This window comes from Cognataquiflexum nitidum, assembly GCF_022538055.1.
Lineage (GTDB): Bacteria > Bacteroidota > Bacteroidia > Cytophagales > Cyclobacteriaceae > Cognataquiflexum > Cognataquiflexum nitidum.
The window spans coordinates 84,407-103,812 of sequence record NZ_JAKZAM010000006.1 but is presented as its reverse complement, the minus strand read 5'-3'; the positions used below and the strand labels follow the sequence as shown (position 1 = coordinate 103,812).

Genomic DNA, 19,406 nt, shown 5'->3' with positions numbered 1-19,406 from the left:
GTTTACTGAGGTCGAATATTCAAAGGCAAATTTCAAGGTCCATCAATCCTTCTTTGGTCGTAGTCAAACGTCTGATGCTAGGACTGGGTGTATCCAGCGGGCCATCACAGATGAAATTATTATCCTTTATCCATCCATCCAAGAAAATTCTCGGGATGCAATTGGACTATTCAACCATACGTTCAAACGAAAGATAGTTCCAGGTCATTTGAATTACAAATTCAAAAAAATAAAAAGGTGCATGTAATTACGCTTGGTGCCATCGCCATTCTCCGCAAAGGGAGGAAAGTCAGTATTTTTTCCACCTGAAAAAAAGGATATAAATTTTATTTTTTGTAATTTTATTTTGAAATTTAGAACATTTTGTTTTACTTTTATACATGCGTATAATAACTTTTAAAAGGATCAAAGAATTTTCTGAGACACATGCAGACGCTGATATTCCCTTACGCCTTTGGTATTCAGTGAGCAGTAAAAGAGAATGGAAATCACTGTTGGATATAAAGAAAGACTTCAATTCTGTAGACTATGTTGGCAATCAAAGATTTGTATTCAATATCAAAGGCAACACCTATCGTTTAATTGCGATCATTTCATTTAATGCACAGAAGATTTACATCAGATTTATTGGTACCCATGCGCAATACGACAAAATAAAGGACATTCAAAATATCTGAATCATGATCAAGACAGAAAAAGAATATAATGCCATTATTGAAAGAATTGAGGAGCTTCTTTCCGTTCCCGAAAATATAGAAAATCAGGATGCTAAAGGATACTTGGAATTAAACCTACTTTCGGATTTGGTGGCGGATTACGAAGAAAGAAACTATGCTATTGAAGCCCCGCCACTTTCTGAAATTATAAAGCTTCGAATGAATGAGAGGGGCTTAAATCAAAAAAATCTTTCAGAATTACTCGGTGTCAGTACCTCAAGAATCAGCGAATATCTCAATGGGAAGAGTGAACCTACTTTAAAAATAGCGAGGGAAATAAGTCGGAAATTGGATATCGATGCTTCTATTGTATTGGGGGTTTGACAAATAAAAAAAAGGGAAGCAGATTGAATACCTGCTTCCCTTTCATTTTTCTTTTTGGTCAACTGAACATTTCCTAATGAGATCCTTCAGTCGTACCTCCTTCAGGATGACGCTATCAAAAACTGATTACTGCAAACTGAGACTGCTTACTTCTTAGCAGCCGCTTTCTTCATCGGATTATCTCCTCTTGAAGCTCCCCGTACTCCCGCTCCTCCTTTGAACATCTCAAACCTGCTTGGCGCATATTGTCTTGGCCAGGCATTGTTGGATTCGTCGATGTCAGCGGTCTCACGGTACGGATCGAGGACAATGCTTTTCACCTCTTTTTTCTTGGCAAAAACCTTGCTGACCTCAGATTCATTCAATCTCCAGATTTCTGCAGGGATTCTTTCGACCTCAGAAGTTCCGTCTGTATAGTTGAATTGGATGATCAAAGGCATTACCAATCCACCCACATTCTTGAATTTCATTTCGTAGAAATTCATGCCTGAGTTGACCAATTCTTTTTCCTTTGGATTAAGGCTTGCCATGAAATCCTTGTAAGCCTTTTCATCTTCAGGAGTTACAGAAAAAGGGTTGTATGAATTGTAAAAGTCTTTTGTACTTGGATCCGCTTCCACCACAGTTTGCGGAATGTCTTTTTGGTTGTACTCTTTGCTGATATAAGTTTCCTCTTTGTCAAAAGCTTTCTTTTGGTCCGCCTTTTTCTCAGCAGGAGTCCTGTTGTCGAGTTTGTACCAGTTTACCGTTTCCAAAGAAATATCCACCGGCTCAGTGCCATAGAACCAACCTCTCCAAAACCAGTCCAAATCCACTCCTGAGGCATCTTCCATCGTCCTGAAGAAATCATCCGGAGTCGGGTGCTTGAACATCCAACGTGTCGCATATTCCTGATAAGCAAAGTCAAAAAGCTCGCGGCCCATAATGGTCTCTCTTAGGATGTTCAATGCCGTTGCAGGTTTTGCATACGCATTTGGTCCAAATTGGATGATGTTTTCTGAGTTGGTCATGATCGGCTCGAGGGTGCTTTTTTCACTCGCCATGTATGGAGCGATTTTATGGGCAGGACCTCTTCTTGATGGATAATCTCTGTCCCACTCCTGTTCGGCTAGGAACTGCATGAAAGTATTCAAACCTTCATCCATCCAAGACCACTGTCTTTCGTCTGAGTTGACGATCATCGGGAAGTAATTGTGTCCCACTTCGTGGATGATCACGGAAATCATGCCGTATTTTACTGCATCAGAATAGGTGCCGTCCGCATCGGGACGGCCGTAGTTGAAGCAGATCATCGGATATTCCATGCCATTGGTTGCCTCCACGGAGATCGCCACAGGGTATGGATAATCAAAAGTTCTAGCAGAATAAGATTTGAGTGTATGGGCTACCACTTTGGTGGAATACTGTCCCCAAAGCGGATTGGCTTCTTTGGCATAGTAAGACATGGCCATAACTTCATTGCCGCCTTGCTTCACAGCCATGGCATCCCAGATAAATTTACGGGAAGAAGTCCAGGCAAAATCCCTCACATTTTCAGCATGGAATTCCCAGGTTTTTTTGTCCTTGGCTTTGGTCTTTTCTAATTTTTCAGCTTCTGCTTGGGTACGGATGACCACAGGTGTGTCAAAAGTCTTCTGTGCTGTTTTCCAACGGTCGAGTTCTGTTGCGCTGAGTACTTTGTCCGCATTTTGCAAAACCCCGGTAGAACCCACCATGTGGTCAGCAGGAACGGTGATCTTCACTTTGTAATCTCCAAATGTCAAAGCAAATTCTCCTCTTCCGACGAATTGCTTGTGCTGCCATCCTTGGAAATCTGAGTAAACAGCCATTCTTGGAAACCATTCCGCCATTGTGTAGAGGTAGTTTCCGTCTTTTTCAAAATACTCATATCCCGGACGTCCGCCGATGAAGCTCATCCTGTCATGGATATTGAAAGTCCAGTCCATTGTAAATTCAGTCTTCTGACCAGGCATCAGAGGCTGTGGCAAATCCACACGCATCATGGTTTTGACGATGGTGATTGGAATATCTTTTCCGGAAAGGTCTTTCACAGAAAGGATTTTATACCCCAAATCCAGGTCATGCCAAAGAATCCCTTCCAATTGACGGAGGTTCATCCTGTCATTGATATTGCTTTGTGCAATTTTCGGAGTATTGGAATCTTTTGCTCTTTCGTTTTGATCCAATTGGATCCAAAGGTATTTGAGCGGGTCAGGGGAGTTGTTGTAATACGTGACTTTCTGCCAACCTTTGATGGATTGGTTTTCGTCATTCAGTTCCACTTGGATTTCGTGATCGGCTTTTTGTTGCCAATATTGGTGTCCTGGAGCACCGGATGCAGTGCGGTACACATTTGGACTGCGGAGCATGGGGCCGAGTTGCTCAAAACGCTCTGCATGGTTTTGCTCTGACCATTGTGCCAAAGCGGGCAGGGAGAGCATTAAGCTAAAAGCAATAATTGCTGCTGATAAGATTCTTTTCATAATGATTTTTGTACTGAAATGGGCGAAACCTGGATTCCAATGAAGTCATCGTCGGGAGCCGTCACTCTGAGTGTAGCGAAGAGTCACTTTTTTTAAAGATTCTTCGCCTTCGCAAGCTACGGTTCAGAATGACGCAACACGATTTGGTAATCCAAGATCCAATTAATACTTTTTTTGTGAATGCTCAATTTAAATTTTTACCAAAGGCAAATATAATTTTGGCTACCAAAACTTAGTGTCGATCATCATCATGACGGCCATTCCCAAAATCACGGAAGAAACAACCAATGCCCAATCTTTTCTGTTGACACCAACTATCCCTACAAGGAGCCCCGAAATGACTACAGCAATAGCAACAATGACCAACTGTCCTACTTCTAAACCAATATTAAAAGCCAATAGCGGCTGAAATATGGAAGCTTCTTTACCCAATAAAGATCTGAGGTAATTGGAAAAACCCAAGCCATGGATCAATCCAAATAACAGCGCAAATACATAATTGATCTGTATGCCTCGTCCAGAACTTGGTTTTGGGCTGAAAATATTGCTCAGAGCGGTCACTGCTATAGTCACAGGAATCAGAAATTCGATCCAATCGGAATTGACTTTTACCAACTTTAAAGTCGCCAAAGCCAAGGTAATGGAGTGACCAATAGTGAATGCGGTAACCAAAATCAGAATTTTTTTCCAATCCCTCGTCACATAGATCGCACAAAGCGCCACCACGAAGAGGATATGGTCAAATCCTTTTAAATCCAATATATGTTGAATCCCTAACTGAAAATACAACTGAAACTGTCCCATTTGCGTTTTTTAAAATTTGTGCCCAAAAGGCGCACTAGGCTATTTTATTTCTGTCTAATTTGCAAAGAAAATAAAATATAGTGAGCCAAATGCAATTCAATTACATTTTCATATTCTTTTTGGGTTGGAAGTCTTTATTTCATCCCTTCTACATCAGTCTGACAGAAATCCGCTTTAATCCCACCAACCAAAGTCTTGAGATCGCCCAAAAGATTTTTTGGGATGATCTGGAAATAGTGTTGAGCGAAAAATTCAACACCAAAGTGGATTTCCTGAATCCAAAAAATAAGGCTGACCTAGAGAAAATGGTGCAAGCTTACCTTTTGGAGAAAAATGAAATCAAGGTCAATGGTCAAAAAGCAAACCTCAGCTATCTGGGTTATGAAATAGAGGAGGAAGCGGCTTGGTTCTATTTGGAAGCAACAGGTGTACCTGTTCCCAAAAAAGTGGAAATCAAAAATGAGATTCTGATCTCCAATTTTGAAAGCCAGCAAAACATCATCAACTTTTATCTGGAAAAAAGTCCCAAAAGTTTGATTTTATATAAGGACAATGAACATGGGGAGCTGAATTTTTAGGCTGCACCTTCCAACATGAATATAGAAATTGAGTCAATCATTTTTGCATCACCGTCCCACATTTCTTACAAGTGGTATGATCAGGATTATTCCAAAACCGCTCCATGATGGGAGGAAGTTGGTTGACGATATCGGTGATTTCGGCATATTCCTCATAGAGCTTGTTGCCGCAGTTTTCACAGTGCCAGATAAATCCATCTTTTTCGCCCGCTCTGCGATACCGCTCAAAAACCAACCCGATTGTATTGGCCGGTCTTCTTGGTGAATGGGGCATCCTAGCCGGAAGCAAAAACATTTCACCTTCTTTGATCTGCACATCCTTTACCTCGCCTTCATCCACAACCTTCAAGGTGATATCGCCTTCGATCTGATAAAAAAATTCCTCGCCCTCGTCATAGTGGAAGTCTTTCCTGGAATTGGGCCCGCCGACGACCATGACGATAAAATCATCATTGCCTTGGTAGATGACCTGATTTCCGATAGGCGGTTTGAGTAGATGGCGATTTTCTTCGATCCACTTTTGAAAATTGATAGGCTTTGAAATTGGCATTATTTTTTTGTTTTTTAAATATGCACTCGATTTGGCTGCAAATTAGTTTTGAACTTGAATCTTTTTCTACCTGATATTCATTGATATTTGATATTGGTTGATATCAAGCTGGAAGTCGACTCTAAAAAGGAAAGAACAGCGGTAGACCTGCATTGGTTTTCAACAGGAATGAATTTTAAAAGTATAAAAAAACTCTCATTTTATGCCTTACTTTGAGTTTCAATCCTTCTGATTTATGAATCTTCCCATCATCGATACCCATTGCGACATCCTTTCTTACCTGGCCAAAATCCCAAATGCAGCTCCTGACAAATCCAGCGACATTGCCTGTGCGCTGCCTTTGTTGAAAAAAGGAAATGTCAAAATGCAGGTCTGCGCCATCTATACCGATGTCGCTGCAGGAAGCATGGAATCCGCTACCCGCCAAGCAGAAAAGTACAGGATGATGCTCAAAGATTTCGCAAAGGACGTTTCTCAGGTGGACAAAGGTTTTTTGGAAAGCATGGATTTGGACAGTAAGATCGGTCTGATCGCAGCGGTGGAAAATGCTGCAGGATTGGCAGATGAGAAAGCACCGATCGCAGCTGCCTTTGAACAATTGGAAAATCTGATCAAGCTGACTTCCAAAATCGTTTATATCAGCCTTACCCACCATACCGAAAACAGGTTTGGAGGCGGCAATTACACCGAAGGCATCGGCCTCAAAGATGACGGAAAGAAGATCTTGGATTATATCTCAGGCAGGAACATCGCCATCGACCTGTCGCATACCTCCGATTTATTGGCTGAAGGAATACTGAAGCACATCGATACCAACAAACTTCATATCCCTGTCATCGCAAGCCATTCCAACATGAGGAGCATTTGGAAGCATAAGAGGAACCTTACGGATGAATTTGCCCAAGAGGTAATCAGGAGGAAAGGAATCATCGGCATCAACTTTCTGAGGGCATTTTTGGATGATAAAAATCCTGAAACGATCATCGACCATATCCTACACGGAATTGAAATCGGTGGGGAGGACTGTCTCTGTTTCGGTGCGGATTTTTTCTATACCAAGGATTTCCCAGATAAAAAGCGCCATCCGTTTTACTTTCCTTTGGTCGAGGATGCCTCCAAATATCCTTCCTTTTTGGATGAATTGTCGGATCTCCTTCCTCAAGAGCAATTGGAAAAATTAGCTTTTAAAAATTGTCAGCGGTTTTTTAAAACCATTCTTTAAAATTCCAACAGATTTCGTATTGATTCTAAGCCAAATTGAGTGTCCTCACTCACTTCCATTTTAAATTGAAGCCGTCAGTGAAGACACTGACGAGGGCGCTAAATCAATCTTCACGCCAAAGTGAGAGTCCTTACTTCCAATTTAAGTTGAATTGTGAGGACGTCAGTGCAGACAATGAGTGTGGCGCCCCCGAAAAATTGTAAACAGTTTTTCAAGAGTTTGTACTAAACCAAAAGGGAATAGGATTTATTTAGCCGATTATAATTTATCAGCTTTCAACTGTCTTTTTTATCTTTGAGGTAATGGCACAAAATAATTAGAACCTTTTAATTTAAGTACCTGTTTAGAACCAATATGTGTGTCAAAAAACTATTGTTCAGCCTGATCTTTTTGGTTTTTTCTTTTCAGGCTCTTTCGCAAGGCTTTGTCAAAAGATATATCAATGGGATCGTCAATGACACCTCAGACATCAGCAGACCTCAATTTTTGGTTTATCCAACCGTCGCTTATGCCCCGGAGACAAGTTGGGAGATCGGTTTGTCTTCACTTTGGGTTTATTATGCTAAAAGGGATACTACCAACCGCCTCAGCGAAATCAGTGGTTTTACCTTCATCACTTTGGAAAACCAATACGGTCTTTGGTTTGACCATGCCATCTATTCCGACCAAAGTAAATGGTTCTTTTTGGGTAGGCTTAGATTTCAAAGTTTCCCGCTGAAATACCACGGAATTGGAATTGATTCTCCGGAAGATTATTTGGCGCTAGTGGATGCCAATCAGATTATGATCAAAGAAAGGGTGCTTCGCCAACTCCGTCCCAATTTGTTTTTTGGATTAGAAGCAGATTTCCAGCGCATGTCAAGGGTTGATTTTAAGCCTTCTCCGGAAGCTCCTTCATTCATGCGGCCTTTGGGCTATGAAGGTTCTACCAATATTGGTCTGGGTTTCGGATTGGTATATGATGACCGACACAATGTATTGAATGTCAGGAAAGGCAATTTTGCTGAGTTTGCCTATTTGAAGTACTCCCCAGCTATAAGTACTTTTGGATTTGACGCCGTATTGATGGACACTAGGATTTTCAGACCTGTTGGCAAGAGCGGTGTCCTTGCATGGCAGGCGATTGGGCAGTTTTTCTCTGGTGATGTTCCTTTCAATCAGTTGGCGCTACTGGGTGGGGACAGCATGATGAGAGGTTATTACCTAGGTAGATTTAGGGACAGAAACCAGATTGCAACCCAGTTGGAATATCGGATTTTGCCTCTTCCTCTGGGATTCTCCAAAAGGATTGGAGCAGCGGCATTTGCGGGTACGGGAACAGTCTTTCCGGACTTTTCTTTGGCTTCCATTAATAAAGTAGTCTGGTCAGCAGGTGGAGGATTGAGGTTTTTGCTTTTTCCCAAAAAGGATATCTATACCAGGTTTGATGTCGCCTTTACACAGGAAGGATCTGGATTTTATTTGTTTATCGGAGAAGCGTTTTAGAAGCGAGAGGCGAGAAACGAGAGACGAGAAGCGAGAAACGAGAGGCTGGACACGAGAAGCGACTGCAAGAAGAGAATGACCAGAAGGGAGAAGAGGGTCAAGTTCTAGGATAGAATTGATCCTGAATGGTTCTATGATTAGCCCTGAGTGAGGCAAAAATCCCGAAAATTATTGATCTGTCCATTCCCTCTCAGAAGGTCCGCGATATCTGCGGGAGAAAATTGGACAAAATTATTCCCGCGGATCACGCGGATTGGCGCAGATAATTCCATTCTATTTCGGAACAGTTATTAAAATTGCAGTGAAGACACTGACGATGGCATCAGCGCAGATGAATTCAATCATATATTCAGAAAATCTTTCAATCTGTCCATTCCTTCTGCGAAGGTCAGCGATATCTGCGGGAACATATTTAGGTGCCAAAGTGAGTGTGTTCACTCACTTCATTTTTATTGCAGGATATCTGCGGGAGAAAATTGAACAAAATTATTCCCGCGGATCACGCGGATCGACGCAGATAATTCTCTGTTTCGGAACAGTTATTAAAATTGCAGTGAAGACTCTGACGATGGCATCAGCGCAAATGAATTCAATCATGTATTCAGAAAATCTTTCAATCTGTCCATTCCTTCTGCGAAGGTCAGCGATATCTGCGGGAACGTATTTAGGTGCCAAAGTGAGTGTGTTCACTCACTTCATTTTTCGGTTTTAATGAAGATGACATTGAAGACACTGACGAGGGCTACAGAGTACGTCAGTGAAGACTCTGATGACGGTATCATAAACAAACAAAATTGCAAATCATTCAAACCAACTCCGCTCCGATTCCATTTCCCTCGGGAAAAGTCACGCTATTGGGGGTAATGACCACGCCTTTGGCAATGTCCTCAGCAAGCAACATCGCCCCGTCCATATCCACATAGTTCAACAATGGTGCAATATGGGCGATGGCCGTGATGCCAATCGATGATTCGGTCATACAGCCCACCATCGTTTTCATCCCCAATGACTTGGCCTCCCGGATCATCCTCAAAGCCGGTGTGATTCCTCCTGCCTTTACCAACTTCACATTGATCCCGTGAAAAAGTCCGTGGCATTTTTTGACGTCTGATTCTACGATGCAGCTTTCGTCCGCCATCACAGGCAGTTTGGAATATTTGAAAACTTCCTTCATTCCTTCTAGGTCATCTTTTGCCAAAGGCTGCTCCATAAATTCGACACCGAGTTGGGCGAGTTCTTCCGAATAAGCAATCGCCTGCTGTGCTGTCCATGCACAGTTGGCGTCAATCCTGAATTTTGAATAGGTATGCTTCCTCAGTTCACGGATGATTTCGAGGTCATTGTTGGTTCCAAGCTTGATCTTATACAGCGGCCAATCGACTTCCTTCATCTTGGCTACCATTTTTTCAAGGGAATCAATGCCTATCGTGAAATTGGTCAAGGGAATATCCTGAGGATCCAAACCCAAATACTCGTAGAGTTTCTTTCCTTTTTTCTTGGTAAAAATATCCCATGCAGCCAAGTCCAATGCACATTGGGCGAAAGGATTGTCCTGAAAAACAACTTTGCCCATCTCCCAAAGTTCTTCAGGGGAAGACCAATTTCCATTCTCGACAATGCTTCTGCTTTCTTCGAGTTTGCTGCAGATATTCTCCGCCGTCATCCCATAAAAAGGGTTGGTCGTCGTCTCCCCCAAACCATAAAAGTCCCCGTCTTCCAGCTTTACGATGATCGTATCCTGCACATCACGGCTTTGGTGGGCAATGGTAAATGTGTGTTTGAGAACTAAATCACGGACAAAGAAAGAAAGCTTCATTTCGGTTTATTTTGGAATTGTGGCAAAAGTAAATTTATTTTTTTGGCTAAGTTTATAACTTAGACAATTAATTTCAATCACTAAGATACCATGCAAATCCTCCAGAAATCCATTTCCCTGATTGCCTTTTACTCGATTTTATTCTTCAGCATTTCATGTCAGCCAAAAGAATCGGAAACAGCATCGACGCCTGTTGATGTGACCGAATTGGACCTTGCTTATGAGAAATATCAGGAAAAAAGCATCACAGAACGCAGGTTTAAGCATGCGGATGTGATCCATTTGGTCAAAGACAGAAAAGGTAAATTCACAGTGGAAGAAATCGGGAGATCTGTAGAAGGAAAGGAAATCTATCAGATGACAATCGGCACAGGCGAAACCAAAGTCATGCTTTGGTCACAGATGCACGGCAATGAAAGCACGGCGACGATGGCTTTATTTGACCTGTTCAATTTTTTTGAAGGAGAAAATGATGGCTTGGATGAGTTGAGGAACAAATTATTGGAAAAGCTGACAATCCGATTTATTCCCATCGTCAATCCTGACGGCATGGATAATTGGATGAGGAGAAATGCGTTGGATATTGACCTCAACAGAGATGCTGCCAAGCTCGCTTCGCCTGAAGCAGTTATCTTGAAAAATGCGAGAGACGTATTTTCCCCGGCTTTTGGGTTTAACCTTCACGACCAACAGACCTATTACACTGCAGGGGAAGTAGCTACTCCGGCAACCATTTCCATATTGGCACCTGCATACAATTTCGAAACAGAAATCAACGATGTCCGCAAAAAAGCCATGCAGGTGATCGTCGGGATGAACAGGATGATGGAGGTCGTCGCTCCGGGCCATGTGGGTAAATACGACGATGCTTTTGAGCCGAGGGCTTTTGGTGATAATTTTCAGAAATGGGGTACCAGCACCATCCTGATCGAATCCGGCGGATATCCTAACGACCCCGAAAAGCAATATATCCGCAAACTCAATTTTATGATCATGCTCCACGCCATGGAAGAAATCGCCGATCAGTCGTTTGTGAATTATTCTTTGGACGAATATGATGCCATTCCCGAAAACGCCACAAGGCTGATGGATGTCATGATCAGGAACCTGCAGATGAAAAAAGATTCATTGTCCTACCCAATTGACTTGGGCATCCGCAGAAGAGAAATAGACGCCAATGGCGCTTTCTATGTGAGTGGAGGAATTGACGACTTGGGGGATTTGTCGATTTTCTATGGCTATGAAGAAGTGGATGCAAGCGGAATGGAAATCACAGTGGGTAAAATTTATGAAACTGCTTTTGCGAAAGTCTCCGATATCAGTGGTGATAAAGCTTTGGAATTGTTGAAAGCCGGTTATCTAGCCGTAAAAGTAAAAGAAGCCGAAGCCAGAGAATTACATGGCTTGCCGATTTTGGTATTTAAAAACGCCACATCAATACCTTTTGGGATCCGCACCGGAGGAAGTCCCAATTTCTTCCTTTCCAAAGATGGTGTTTTGAAATACGCCATAGTGAATGGATACCTGATTGATCTCGAAAAACCAATGGACAAAACCTATCGGATGAGTGTCAATTGATTTTGATTGGATTTATAGCTAATGGGATTATCTTCAAAAATCAATTGATCTTCTTGCTGATAATCATCCGTTTTTATTTATAAATTTAAGTACCACTTTTCTTAAAACTAATTTTAATTACGCAAACCATGAGAAAACACCTGACCTCAATCATTTTCGCCATAGCCATCATTATTTCCGCCGCGATTCTTGGCAATGCTGTGATCAACAGAAACAAAAAATCTGGAACTGTTGATGTAACAGGTTTGGGAGAAAAGAACTTTACCTCAGATCTCGTGGTTTGGGAAGGAAATTTCAGCAGGGACAATTTTGATATCAAAACAGCTTATTCTGATTTAGAGAAAGACAGAAAAGCTGTCACGGATTACTTGATTTCCAAAGGTATCCCCAAGGAAAAAATCATTTTTCAAGCAGTCAATACCAATCCCCTTTACCAGCAAAATTACAGTAGCAGCGGAAACTTCACAGGACAGACTTTCTTGGGATACCAACTCAATCAAAATCTTTCAATAGAATCGACTGAAGTGGATAAAGTAGAAAAAATCAGTAGGGAAATCACAGAACTCCTGCTTCAGGGGGTTAAATTCTATTCCCAACCTCCGCGCTATTACTATACCCAACTTGAAAGTCTCAAAATCGAAATGATCTCCAAAGCTACTGAAGATGCACGTGTCAGGGCAGAGAGAATCGCCGAAAATTCAGGCTCTAAGCTTGGTAGGCTGATCTCAGCCAACATGGGGATTTTTCAGATCACGGGTCAAAATTCCGCCGAGGATTATTCTTGGGGCGGTACTTTCAATACCTCTTCCAAAGAAAAAACCGCTTCGATTACGATGCGGTTGAGTTATGGGGTGAGGTGAAAGGTTTTGAATTAAAAATTTATAATTTAATGTCGTTTAGTTAGTGAAGATCCCATAAACTTTTCCAAAGTTCGTAAAGGGTATTTTAAGATCCTCCTGGACTTGTCCCAACTTTGGAAAAGCTTTTCACAACAGAGTATGAACCATCAAGATTATATTGAAATTCGGGCAGAGAAAAGATTTGGCAAACCTTGTATCAAAGGGACTAGGATTACTGTTTATGATGTTTTGAATTGGCTGTCAAATGGCATGAGTAAAGAAGAAATCATGAACGATTTCGAGGAGCTTAATGAACAGATGATCAATGCCTGTTTGGCATTTGCGGCGTATAAGGAACAAAAAATCCGGATTGCTTCTTGAAATAACTTTTTGAATTAATCATACCGGCGAAGAAAATTAGGCAAGTAACAATTTGAGATACTGGTATATCAGTGCAGACACCGCCAAAGGCGGGCAGAACAAAGGCTAAGTAAAGTGAGACATCTTTCAGCCAAACTTTGTTTTTAATATTCCATAAAATTCGATACCTTCATCAAGGTCCTAAATGCATGTACTATGAAAAAATTGATCCCAATTTTTGCTATCCTATTGCTCGCTTCTTGTACAGGCCAAAAAAAATTGATGAACAAGTGGGTTGGTTCAACCAAAGAAAACCTGATTTCGGATTGGGGAATGCCTTCAAAAATTGTTGAAATCGAACCAGGCGGAGAGATTCTGGTCTTTGCCGAAGAGGTGAATTTCCGTCACTCTTCAGCGAATATAGGATCTGCCTCGCAAAGTCAAATGGGAAATGTGGTACAGAACAATATCGAGGTTAGAAAGTGGCAATACACCATATTTATGGTTGATCCGGAAGGTACCATATATCATTTGACCCAAAAATTCTATTCAGTTTCTCCTGACAAAATCAATTTTCAGCTTAGTCAAAAAAGTGACAAGAACTAATAATTGTTCAAATTAAAGATAATGATTACGAATGTAATGCGCTATTTGCAGTTAATATATTTTTAGCAATTCTATTTCAATCTCAGCAAATCCAAGTCTAATTTCTTTACTGACTCATCCTGAATTATCAGCAAAAAATTTTGAGAGACTATGGCCACCCCTTTATTTTTAATTGATGCAATTTCAATTTGATTATGGTTGATTATCGAAATAAGGCCATCTTTTTGCAAAATCAAAAGGTCCTCATACTTCCCCACTACTTTATAAAAATCAAAAAGTGAAAATTTTCCTTCATATTCCAAATTCTCATTTATCATTATCAGTTGGTTTTTGAGAGTACTGATAAAATGGGCCTGGGGATTTTCTTCCAGAAGGTTATAGAACTTTTCGTTTTCTTTAAAAAATACTGGAAAATTCCATCGGGACACATATTCCTCTCCTTTTTCCAATGTTAAATTAAGCTCTTTGATGATTTGACCACTTTTTTTATCCAGTCTGACAAAGTCCTGATTGGACAGAATATCGATGGAAGTCTCATTCATTTGGTGGTCCAATACAAAACCATCAAAAGTAAAGGGTGTATAAAAGCCCTGTTTTCCTGTATTTGGGTCATATACTACCAAATAGGGAACGCCCATTTTTATTAGCCTTCCGTTGTTTTGTGCCCTGTCCAGATTCAATTGATACAATAAGCCATTATCCATGTATAGATAGCCCGAACTGACCAAATTATCTGAAAGCGGATTGCTCCAAATTACTTTTCCTGTAAGGGCATCTATGCAGGAGATTTTTTCATAAGAAGTTAGATAGAGTCTATTGTCAGAATAAATCGCATTTGAAACAATGTCAGTGACTACATTGATCCCAACACCATAATAATAAAACCCTGTAAGCAGACCCAAGCCTAATCCAACTGCGTTCATTGCTGCTGTGCTTTTGCCATCAATTTTTTCTGTCCCTGTGGTAGTATAATAGGCCCAACCCGACCCGTCATGAATATTGACAGCCTGTATTCCTGATGCTACTATGCCAACTGTTGAATCATTTAAGGTGATGACATCATTCCATCCATAATCCCGGTGAATGATCCTTTTCCACAGTTCTTCACCTGTATTGATATCAATTCCTTTGAGAACATTGGAAGGTTTTTGTCCGGGTTTCAAAAATGGGTATCCTATTCCAATGTTTGTTGGTTTATGAATATGGTAAATATCGGTTTTTGCTTCCCATTTGATTTCACCTGATTCAAGGTTTAGGCTGTAGCTATGTGTCAGGCTGGATTCTAAAAGGTAATCCGGAAATTGTTGAAATTCGGTGGTAGCATAATTGATAAGCTTTGACCATTTAAGCCTTGCTTCAGAAAGGTCAAAAAACAGAATTTCTCCTGAAATCAAGAATTTTGTCCTCTTTTTGTTGACTTCCCTCAGCTTTAAAGTAAAAGTGTTTCTAGGTGTATCCAGATAATAATCAATGATCATTTTATCAAACTGGTATTCAACAGCATTTATCGAATCATTTTGGACAAATGAATACCCAATTGGCACCTGATTAACCTGAATTTTAGAAGATTGTGCTATCCCTTGGAATACTAAAAGGATAAGCAAACAAAATAATAAATGGAATTTCATATAGACTCTTAAAGTTCTTAATCAGTAAAATATGCTTCTGAAAAGCAATGTCGGATTAAATTTGACTGACAAAAAAATGAATATTAGTTCAATATAAAAATATTACGACTCAAATTATTTTTGAATAAAATTGAAGACAGTTCCAGTTTAGTCCAAAGTTCGTTTTTTATAGAAATGCCTTTGGAAATTTTCAAGAAAAATCAGTGTTTAGAGAAAAAGTAGGTCAAAAAAAAAGCGGGACCTATTCGGTCTCGCTTTTTACGGTTAGTTCTATTTCTTCTCCTGAGTCGTCCAGGAATTTGTACTCCGTCACCGGGAGTGAAGAGTCTTTAGTCAGCTTTACCCACTTAAAGTATTTGAAAAACCACCTTACTCTCTGAGAGATGACTCCATGCGTGAAGTACGCATACAGGTAAGGGTGTAATCCGATCTGGATGTTGGAAACATTCTGGATAGTGGCAATATGCTCGAGGTCTTTTTCCAATTGATCAGCCACCAAGATGGAGGCTTGGATCTTGCCTGTCCCGTTACATGCCGGACAAGTTTCTTTGGTGACAATGTTGACTTCGGGTCTCACGCGCTGCCTTGTAATCTGCATCAGACCAAACTTGGTCAATGGCAATACGGTGTTTTTCGACCTGTCATCTTTCATTTCTTCCCTCATGGCATCATAAATAGCCTTTTTGTTGTCGGCCTTTTTCATGTCGATGAAGTCGATGACGATGATTCCTCCCATATCCCGGAGGCGAAGCTGTCGTGCAATTTCTTTTGCGGCGACCAGGTTGGTTTTCAATGCTGTTGTTTCCTGATCGCTTTCTTGGTTTGACTTGTTTCCACTGTTGACGTCGATGACGTGGAGCGCTTCGGTATGCTCAATAATGACATAGCCGCCCTGTGGAAGACTTATCGTCTGGCCAAACAAGCTTTTGATTTGCTTTTCTATTCCAAAACTTTCAAAGAGCTTCGCTTTACCGTTGTAAAGCTTCACAATTTTTTCCTTTTCAGGGGCAATAGATCTGATGTAAGACCTGATTTGATCATAGGTCAATTCATCCTCTACGGTGATTGCATCGAATGATTCGTTGAGCAGGTCTCTAATGATAGAGGAAGCCATGCTCATTTCTCCAATTACTTTGTCGCGTCCTTTGGCTTTAGCCAGTTTTTTCATGCCTTCTTCCCAGGTCGTCAATAGGTTCCGGAGGTCTTTGTCAAGTTCTAAAACTGACTGACCTTCAGCTACCGTTCTGATGATGACACCAAAATTGGCCGGCTTGATGGAGGTAATTAAGCGTACCAGTCTTTTTCTTTCTTCAGCACTACGTATCTTTTTGGACACGTTGACTGTATCTGAAAACGGGACTAATACCAGGTAGCGACCAGCGATGGAGAGCTCGCACGATAGTCTCGGGCCTTTTGTGGAGATGGGTTCTTTGACCACCTGCACCAAAACCTGATTTCCTTTAGTCAATACATTGGAAATTTTTCCAAGTTTTTCTATATCAGGTTCTTTCTCAAATCCTTTTAGATTCAAGTTGGGATAATTATTGTTGCGTACGAGTTTTGTAAACTTGTTAAGGCTTGTGATCTGGGGACCCAAATCCTGATAATGCAGGAAAGCGTCCTTTTCATAGCCGACATCAATGAAGGCGGCGTTGAGGCCATTGACAATTTTACGTACCGTACCCAGATAAATATCTCCGACTTTAAACTGATTTTCACCACCTTCTGAGTGGATTTCTACCAGGTTTTTGTCTTTGAGTAGGGCAATCCGACTACCGTTCTGAGCAGAATCGATTAATAATTCTGTGCTCAATCGTGTCTGTTTTTATATGATGTAAATGAACGTTTAGTGTAAAAACTCAAAAAGAAGAAGTGTATTACTTCTTCTTATGTCTGTTTTTTCTAAGTCTTTTCTTACGCTTGTGCGTAGCGATTTTATGTCTCTTTCTTTTTTTACCGCAAGGCATAGTTTTTAGGATTAAAGTTGAACAATTATTTATAGCCTATCAAGGTAACCCTCTACACTAGCCAAAACCATAGGGTCTTTGCTCATATTTTGGACCAACTCGAATTGCTGTTTTGCTTTGTTGTTTTGCTTGGATTCGAAGTAGCTTACGCCAAGATAAAATTGACCCTGCACATTGTCAGGATGGTGTTTTACCAATTCTTCAAATCTTTCGGCAGCTCTTTTGTACTGACCTGACTGCATTGACAAGACTCCCATATTGAAAAGGCCGTCTTCATTCCTAGGATCTTCTTCCAATACCTCTCTCAGCATGGTAATTCCCTGCATGGGATTGGCTGAAGACACATAAGTCATTGCCATTTTCGTTTTCAGATCAAGACGTTTTGGATCTTTTTCCAAAACTTTGGCAAGGTAAGTACGGGTTTTTTCTGCAAGAAGAGAAACTTTTTCTTGATCCATGGCAAAAGTGTAGGCTTCATAATAAGCAGCCCCTGCTTTTTCCCAGCTTTCCGTAGTTTCAAGTTTTGCAGCAGCCCGATCAAAGGTATAGGCTGCACTGTCAAATTTCCCTGCTTTGATGTAAAGGGAAGCAATTTCTTCTGACAGAGAGGCTATTTTTTCCCTATTATCCTGTTTTTCAAGATCAGTTAACAATCCGTTTAGAATATTTCTGTCACCGGCATCCATCGGCGTATCATGCATTGATTCGGCTGTAGCAGGTGTCGAAGTCTGTTCTTCGGAGATTTGGGTATTGCCCTCATCATTGTCTACCACCACACGCGGAAGAAAATACAGTATCGCAATCGTGGCTACCCCAAGGATTATGACTAGAATTTGGGATTTTTTCATAAGGAAAAAAGCACTCAGGATTAATCCTGAGGTGCTAGTTCTTTGATTTTTTTACTGTTTTTGATTTTTTCAATGAACACTTTTGAAGGTTTGAAAGATGGCACAAAGTGCTCATCGATCACGATCGCTGTGTTTTTAGAGATGTTACGAGCAATTTTTTTAGCTCTCTTTTTATTCACAAAGCTGCCAAAGCCTCTTACATAAATATTATCTCCCTCCGCCATGGAATCTTTTACCACTTTGAAGAATGCCTCAATTGTCTGAGTTACATCGTCTTTCTGGATACCGGTTTTGTCCGAAATCTTGGTGATTACTTCTGCTTTAGTCACTGTTTAATGAATTTAATTTATTATCGAATAAGCTTAACGACCTATTAACCAACTATTTTTGGGACTGCAAATTTAAAGGAAGCAATCCAATATAAAAACAAAATGCCCAAAATTAGATTGAAATGTTTAACATTGCCGTAACACCTTAACTGCTTAGATTTTGATTTCTGATCCGTTTGTCCATACTTTATTAGAGTGGTACCCCCATAATAAGCGTGATTTGCCATGGAGAAACACGAAAAATCCATATATCATTTGGTTGTCTGAAATTATTCTTCAGCAGACAAGAGTAGCCCAAGGCCTTCCTTATTTTGAAAAATTTTTAGAAAACTTCCCAAATGTGGAGGATTTGGCAAATGCAACTGAGGATACGGTCATGCGTCTCTGGCAGGGTCTGGGATATTATAGCCGTGCCCGTAACCTCCATTATTGTGCCAAAGAGATCAGGGATATGCATGCCGGCGTATTTCCTTTAAATTACCAATCCTTGCTTCAATTGAAAGGTGTGGGAAGTTATACTGCAGCTGCTATAGCATCTTTTGCCTTTGATGAACCTGTGGCTGTGGTGGATGGTAATGTCTTTAGGGTAATGGCAAGGTACTTTGGTATTGCTACTGACATTGCAGGAAATTCAGGAAAAAAAGAGTTCGAAGCCTTGGCAAACACGCTTATTCCAAAAGACCGGCCGGCAGAATTCAATCAGGCCATCATGGAATTCGGGGCCTTGCAGTGCGTCCCAAAAAAACCCGTTTGCATACAATGCCCAATGAAGTCAGCATGCTTTTCTTTCAAAAACGACCTGGTGGATTCCCTTCCTGTAAAAATTAAAAAGCTCAAAATCAAAGAAAGGTATTTTAGATATGCATTGATAATTTGCGATGATGAGGTGGTGGTCAAAAAAAGAGGAGAGGGTGATATTTGGCAGGGGCTTCATGATTTTCCAATGCAAGAATTGAAGGACCCCAAAGAAAATTGCGAGGAAATGGCTTTTTTGCGAGAAATCGAAAATTTTGCGACATCTTCTGTCAATGAACCTTTAAAGTGGTACAAGCATATCCTTACGCATCAAAGAATTTTTGCCAACTTTGTCAGGGTCATCGTTCAAAAAGAAAATAGAAACACACTTCAATCCTGGGTTGAAGACAACGGATTCCAATTGGTACGCTATGAAAAACTGGAACAATTGGGAAAACCACGATTGATAACAAAGTTTTTGGACGACCAAAAATAATCCTTAATTTAAAGACAAAGTTTTCGTTAACAATATAAACAA

At 40.7% G+C, this 19,406-nt stretch carries 19 protein-coding genes; 10 read left to right on the top strand and 9 right to left on the bottom strand.

Features of this window, described 5'->3' with window-relative positions:
• Window positions 1–380 precede the first annotated feature (380 nt).
• Both MMU07_RS05755 and MMU07_RS05750 read left to right on the top strand, forming a co-directional pair.
• A complete protein-coding gene (locus MMU07_RS05755) occupies window positions 381–677 on the top strand; it encodes a type II toxin-antitoxin system HigB family toxin (protein WP_241124888.1) in 297 nt (98 codons plus the stop codon).
• 3 nt (window positions 678–680) lie between these two features.
• Entirely contained in the window at window positions 681–1,040 is a 360-nt protein-coding gene (locus MMU07_RS05750; RefSeq protein ID WP_241124887.1) for a helix-turn-helix domain-containing protein, read from the top strand.
• 146 nt (window positions 1,041–1,186) lie between these two features.
• Here the strand turns inward: MMU07_RS05750 and MMU07_RS05745 are convergent, their stop codons facing one another.
• Both MMU07_RS05745 and MMU07_RS05740 read right to left on the bottom strand, forming a co-directional pair.
• A complete protein-coding gene (locus tag MMU07_RS05745; RefSeq protein ID WP_241124886.1) occupies window positions 1,187–3,523 on the bottom strand; it encodes a M1 family metallopeptidase in 2,337 nt (778 codons plus the stop codon).
• Window positions 3,524–3,745: 222 nt separating this feature from the next.
• Window positions 3,746–4,327, bottom strand: coding sequence for a HupE/UreJ family protein (locus MMU07_RS05740; RefSeq protein ID WP_241124885.1), 582 nt, complete (start codon window positions 4,325–4,327; stop codon window positions 3,746–3,748).
• An 89-nt stretch (window positions 4,328–4,416) separates the two neighbouring features.
• Between MMU07_RS05740 and MMU07_RS05735 the strand changes: the two genes are divergently transcribed.
• A complete protein-coding gene (locus MMU07_RS05735; RefSeq protein ID WP_241124884.1) occupies window positions 4,417–4,905 on the top strand; it encodes a DUF6702 family protein in 489 nt (162 codons plus the stop codon).
• A 37-nt stretch (window positions 4,906–4,942) separates the two neighbouring features.
• Here the strand turns inward: MMU07_RS05735 and MMU07_RS05730 are convergent, their stop codons facing one another.
• A complete protein-coding gene (locus tag MMU07_RS05730) occupies window positions 4,943–5,455 on the bottom strand; it encodes a 3-hydroxyanthranilate 3,4-dioxygenase (protein ID WP_241124883.1) in 513 nt (170 codons plus the stop codon).
• A 235-nt stretch (window positions 5,456–5,690) separates the two neighbouring features.
• Between MMU07_RS05730 and MMU07_RS05725 the strand changes: the two genes are divergently transcribed.
• Window positions 5,691–6,677, top strand: coding sequence for a dipeptidase (locus tag MMU07_RS05725; protein ID WP_241124882.1), 987 nt, complete (start codon window positions 5,691–5,693; stop codon window positions 6,675–6,677).
• A gap of 354 nt (window positions 6,678–7,031) precedes the next feature.
• Entirely contained in the window at window positions 7,032–8,162 is a 1,131-nt protein-coding gene (locus MMU07_RS05720; RefSeq protein WP_241124881.1) for a BamA/TamA family outer membrane protein, read from the top strand.
• 273 nt (window positions 8,163–8,435) lie between these two features.
• Here MMU07_RS05720 and MMU07_RS05715 read toward each other — a convergent pair whose 3' ends face one another.
• Window positions 8,436–8,600 (bottom strand): hypothetical protein, encoded by a 165-nt coding sequence (locus MMU07_RS05715; protein ID WP_241124880.1) that lies wholly within the window; start codon window positions 8,598–8,600, stop codon window positions 8,436–8,438.
• Between the two features lie 367 nt (window positions 8,601–8,967).
• On the bottom strand, window positions 8,968–9,978 hold the full coding sequence (locus MMU07_RS05710) for a dipeptide epimerase (protein WP_241124879.1): 1,011 nt from the start codon (window positions 9,976–9,978) through the stop codon (window positions 8,968–8,970).
• Window positions 9,979–10,068: 90 nt separating this feature from the next.
• Between MMU07_RS05710 and MMU07_RS05705 the strand changes: the two genes are divergently transcribed.
• The 4 genes from MMU07_RS05705 (at window position 10,069) to MMU07_RS05690 (ending at window position 13,361) form a co-directional block, all read left to right on the top strand.
• Window positions 10,069–11,556, top strand: a complete 1,488-nt coding sequence (locus MMU07_RS05705; protein ID WP_241124878.1) for a M14 family zinc carboxypeptidase — start codon at window positions 10,069–10,071, stop codon at window positions 11,554–11,556.
• Window positions 11,557–11,684: 128 nt separating this feature from the next.
• Entirely contained in the window at window positions 11,685–12,416 is a 732-nt protein-coding gene (locus MMU07_RS05700; protein WP_241124877.1) for an SIMPL domain-containing protein, read from the top strand.
• A gap of 138 nt (window positions 12,417–12,554) precedes the next feature.
• Window positions 12,555–12,776 carry a DUF433 domain-containing protein gene (locus MMU07_RS05695; RefSeq protein WP_241124876.1) on the top strand — a complete coding sequence of 74 codons (222 nt, stop codon included), beginning with the start codon at window positions 12,555–12,557 and terminating at the stop codon, window positions 12,774–12,776.
• 195 nt (window positions 12,777–12,971) lie between these two features.
• On the top strand, window positions 12,972–13,361 hold the full coding sequence (locus MMU07_RS05690; protein WP_241124875.1) for a hypothetical protein: 390 nt from the start codon (window positions 12,972–12,974) through the stop codon (window positions 13,359–13,361).
• Window positions 13,362–13,432: 71 nt separating this feature from the next.
• Here the strand turns inward: MMU07_RS05690 and MMU07_RS05685 are convergent, their stop codons facing one another.
• The 4 genes from MMU07_RS05685 to MMU07_RS05670 all read right to left on the bottom strand — a co-directional run bounded on the left by MMU07_RS05685 (window position 13,433) and on the right by MMU07_RS05670 (window position 18,133).
• On the bottom strand, window positions 13,433–14,965 hold the full coding sequence (locus MMU07_RS05685) for an outer membrane protein assembly factor BamB family protein (protein ID WP_241124874.1): 1,533 nt from the start codon (window positions 14,963–14,965) through the stop codon (window positions 13,433–13,435).
• A gap of 265 nt (window positions 14,966–15,230) precedes the next feature.
• Window positions 15,231–16,802: an Rne/Rng family ribonuclease gene (locus MMU07_RS05680; protein ID WP_241124873.1), complete on the bottom strand. Its 1,572-nt coding sequence runs from the start codon at window positions 16,800–16,802 to the stop codon at window positions 15,231–15,233.
• A gap of 183 nt (window positions 16,803–16,985) precedes the next feature.
• Window positions 16,986–17,804, bottom strand: coding sequence for a tetratricopeptide repeat protein (locus MMU07_RS05675; protein WP_241124872.1), 819 nt, complete (start codon window positions 17,802–17,804; stop codon window positions 16,986–16,988).
• A gap of 20 nt (window positions 17,805–17,824) precedes the next feature.
• Window positions 17,825–18,133 carry an HU family DNA-binding protein gene (locus MMU07_RS05670; RefSeq protein ID WP_241124871.1) on the bottom strand — a complete coding sequence of 103 codons (309 nt, stop codon included), beginning with the start codon at window positions 18,131–18,133 and terminating at the stop codon, window positions 17,825–17,827.
• 160 nt (window positions 18,134–18,293) lie between these two features.
• Here MMU07_RS05670 and mutY point away from each other — a divergent pair, with 160 nt between their 5' ends.
• Entirely contained in the window at window positions 18,294–19,364 is a 1,071-nt protein-coding gene (gene mutY, locus MMU07_RS05665) for an A/G-specific adenine glycosylase (protein WP_241124870.1), read from the top strand.
• The last annotated feature ends 42 nt before the right edge of the window (window positions 19,365–19,406 follow it).

What these genes read in the sequence shown, in the direction of transcription:
- MMU07_RS05755 (WP_241124888.1), top strand. Translation starts at nt 381, where the DNA reads ATGCGTATAATAACTTTTAAAAGGATCAAAGAATTTTCTGAGACACAT.
- MMU07_RS05750 (WP_241124887.1), top strand. Translation starts at nt 681, where the DNA reads ATGATCAAGACAGAAAAAGAATATAATGCCATTATTGAAAGAATTGAG.
- MMU07_RS05745 (WP_241124886.1), bottom strand. Translation starts at nt 3,523, where the DNA reads ATGAAAAGAATCTTATCAGCAGCAATTATTGCTTTTAGCTTAATGCTC.
- MMU07_RS05740 (WP_241124885.1), bottom strand. Translation starts at nt 4,327, where the DNA reads ATGGGACAGTTTCAGTTGTATTTTCAGTTAGGGATTCAACATATATTG.
- MMU07_RS05735 (WP_241124884.1), top strand. Translation starts at nt 4,417, where the DNA reads ATGCAATTCAATTACATTTTCATATTCTTTTTGGGTTGGAAGTCTTTA.
- MMU07_RS05730 (WP_241124883.1), bottom strand. Translation starts at nt 5,455, where the DNA reads ATGCCAATTTCAAAGCCTATCAATTTTCAAAAGTGGATCGAAGAAAAT.
- MMU07_RS05725 (WP_241124882.1), top strand. Translation starts at nt 5,691, where the DNA reads ATGAATCTTCCCATCATCGATACCCATTGCGACATCCTTTCTTACCTG.
- MMU07_RS05720 (WP_241124881.1), top strand. Translation starts at nt 7,032, where the DNA reads ATGTGTGTCAAAAAACTATTGTTCAGCCTGATCTTTTTGGTTTTTTCT.
- MMU07_RS05710 (WP_241124879.1), bottom strand. Translation starts at nt 9,978, where the DNA reads ATGAAGCTTTCTTTCTTTGTCCGTGATTTAGTTCTCAAACACACATTT.
- MMU07_RS05705 (WP_241124878.1), top strand. Translation starts at nt 10,069, where the DNA reads ATGCAAATCCTCCAGAAATCCATTTCCCTGATTGCCTTTTACTCGATT.
- MMU07_RS05700 (WP_241124877.1), top strand. Translation starts at nt 11,685, where the DNA reads ATGAGAAAACACCTGACCTCAATCATTTTCGCCATAGCCATCATTATT.
- MMU07_RS05695 (WP_241124876.1), top strand. Translation starts at nt 12,555, where the DNA reads ATGAACCATCAAGATTATATTGAAATTCGGGCAGAGAAAAGATTTGGC.
- MMU07_RS05690 (WP_241124875.1), top strand. Translation starts at nt 12,972, where the DNA reads ATGAAAAAATTGATCCCAATTTTTGCTATCCTATTGCTCGCTTCTTGT.
- MMU07_RS05675 (WP_241124872.1), bottom strand. Translation starts at nt 17,804, where the DNA reads ATGAAAAAATCCCAAATTCTAGTCATAATCCTTGGGGTAGCCACGATT.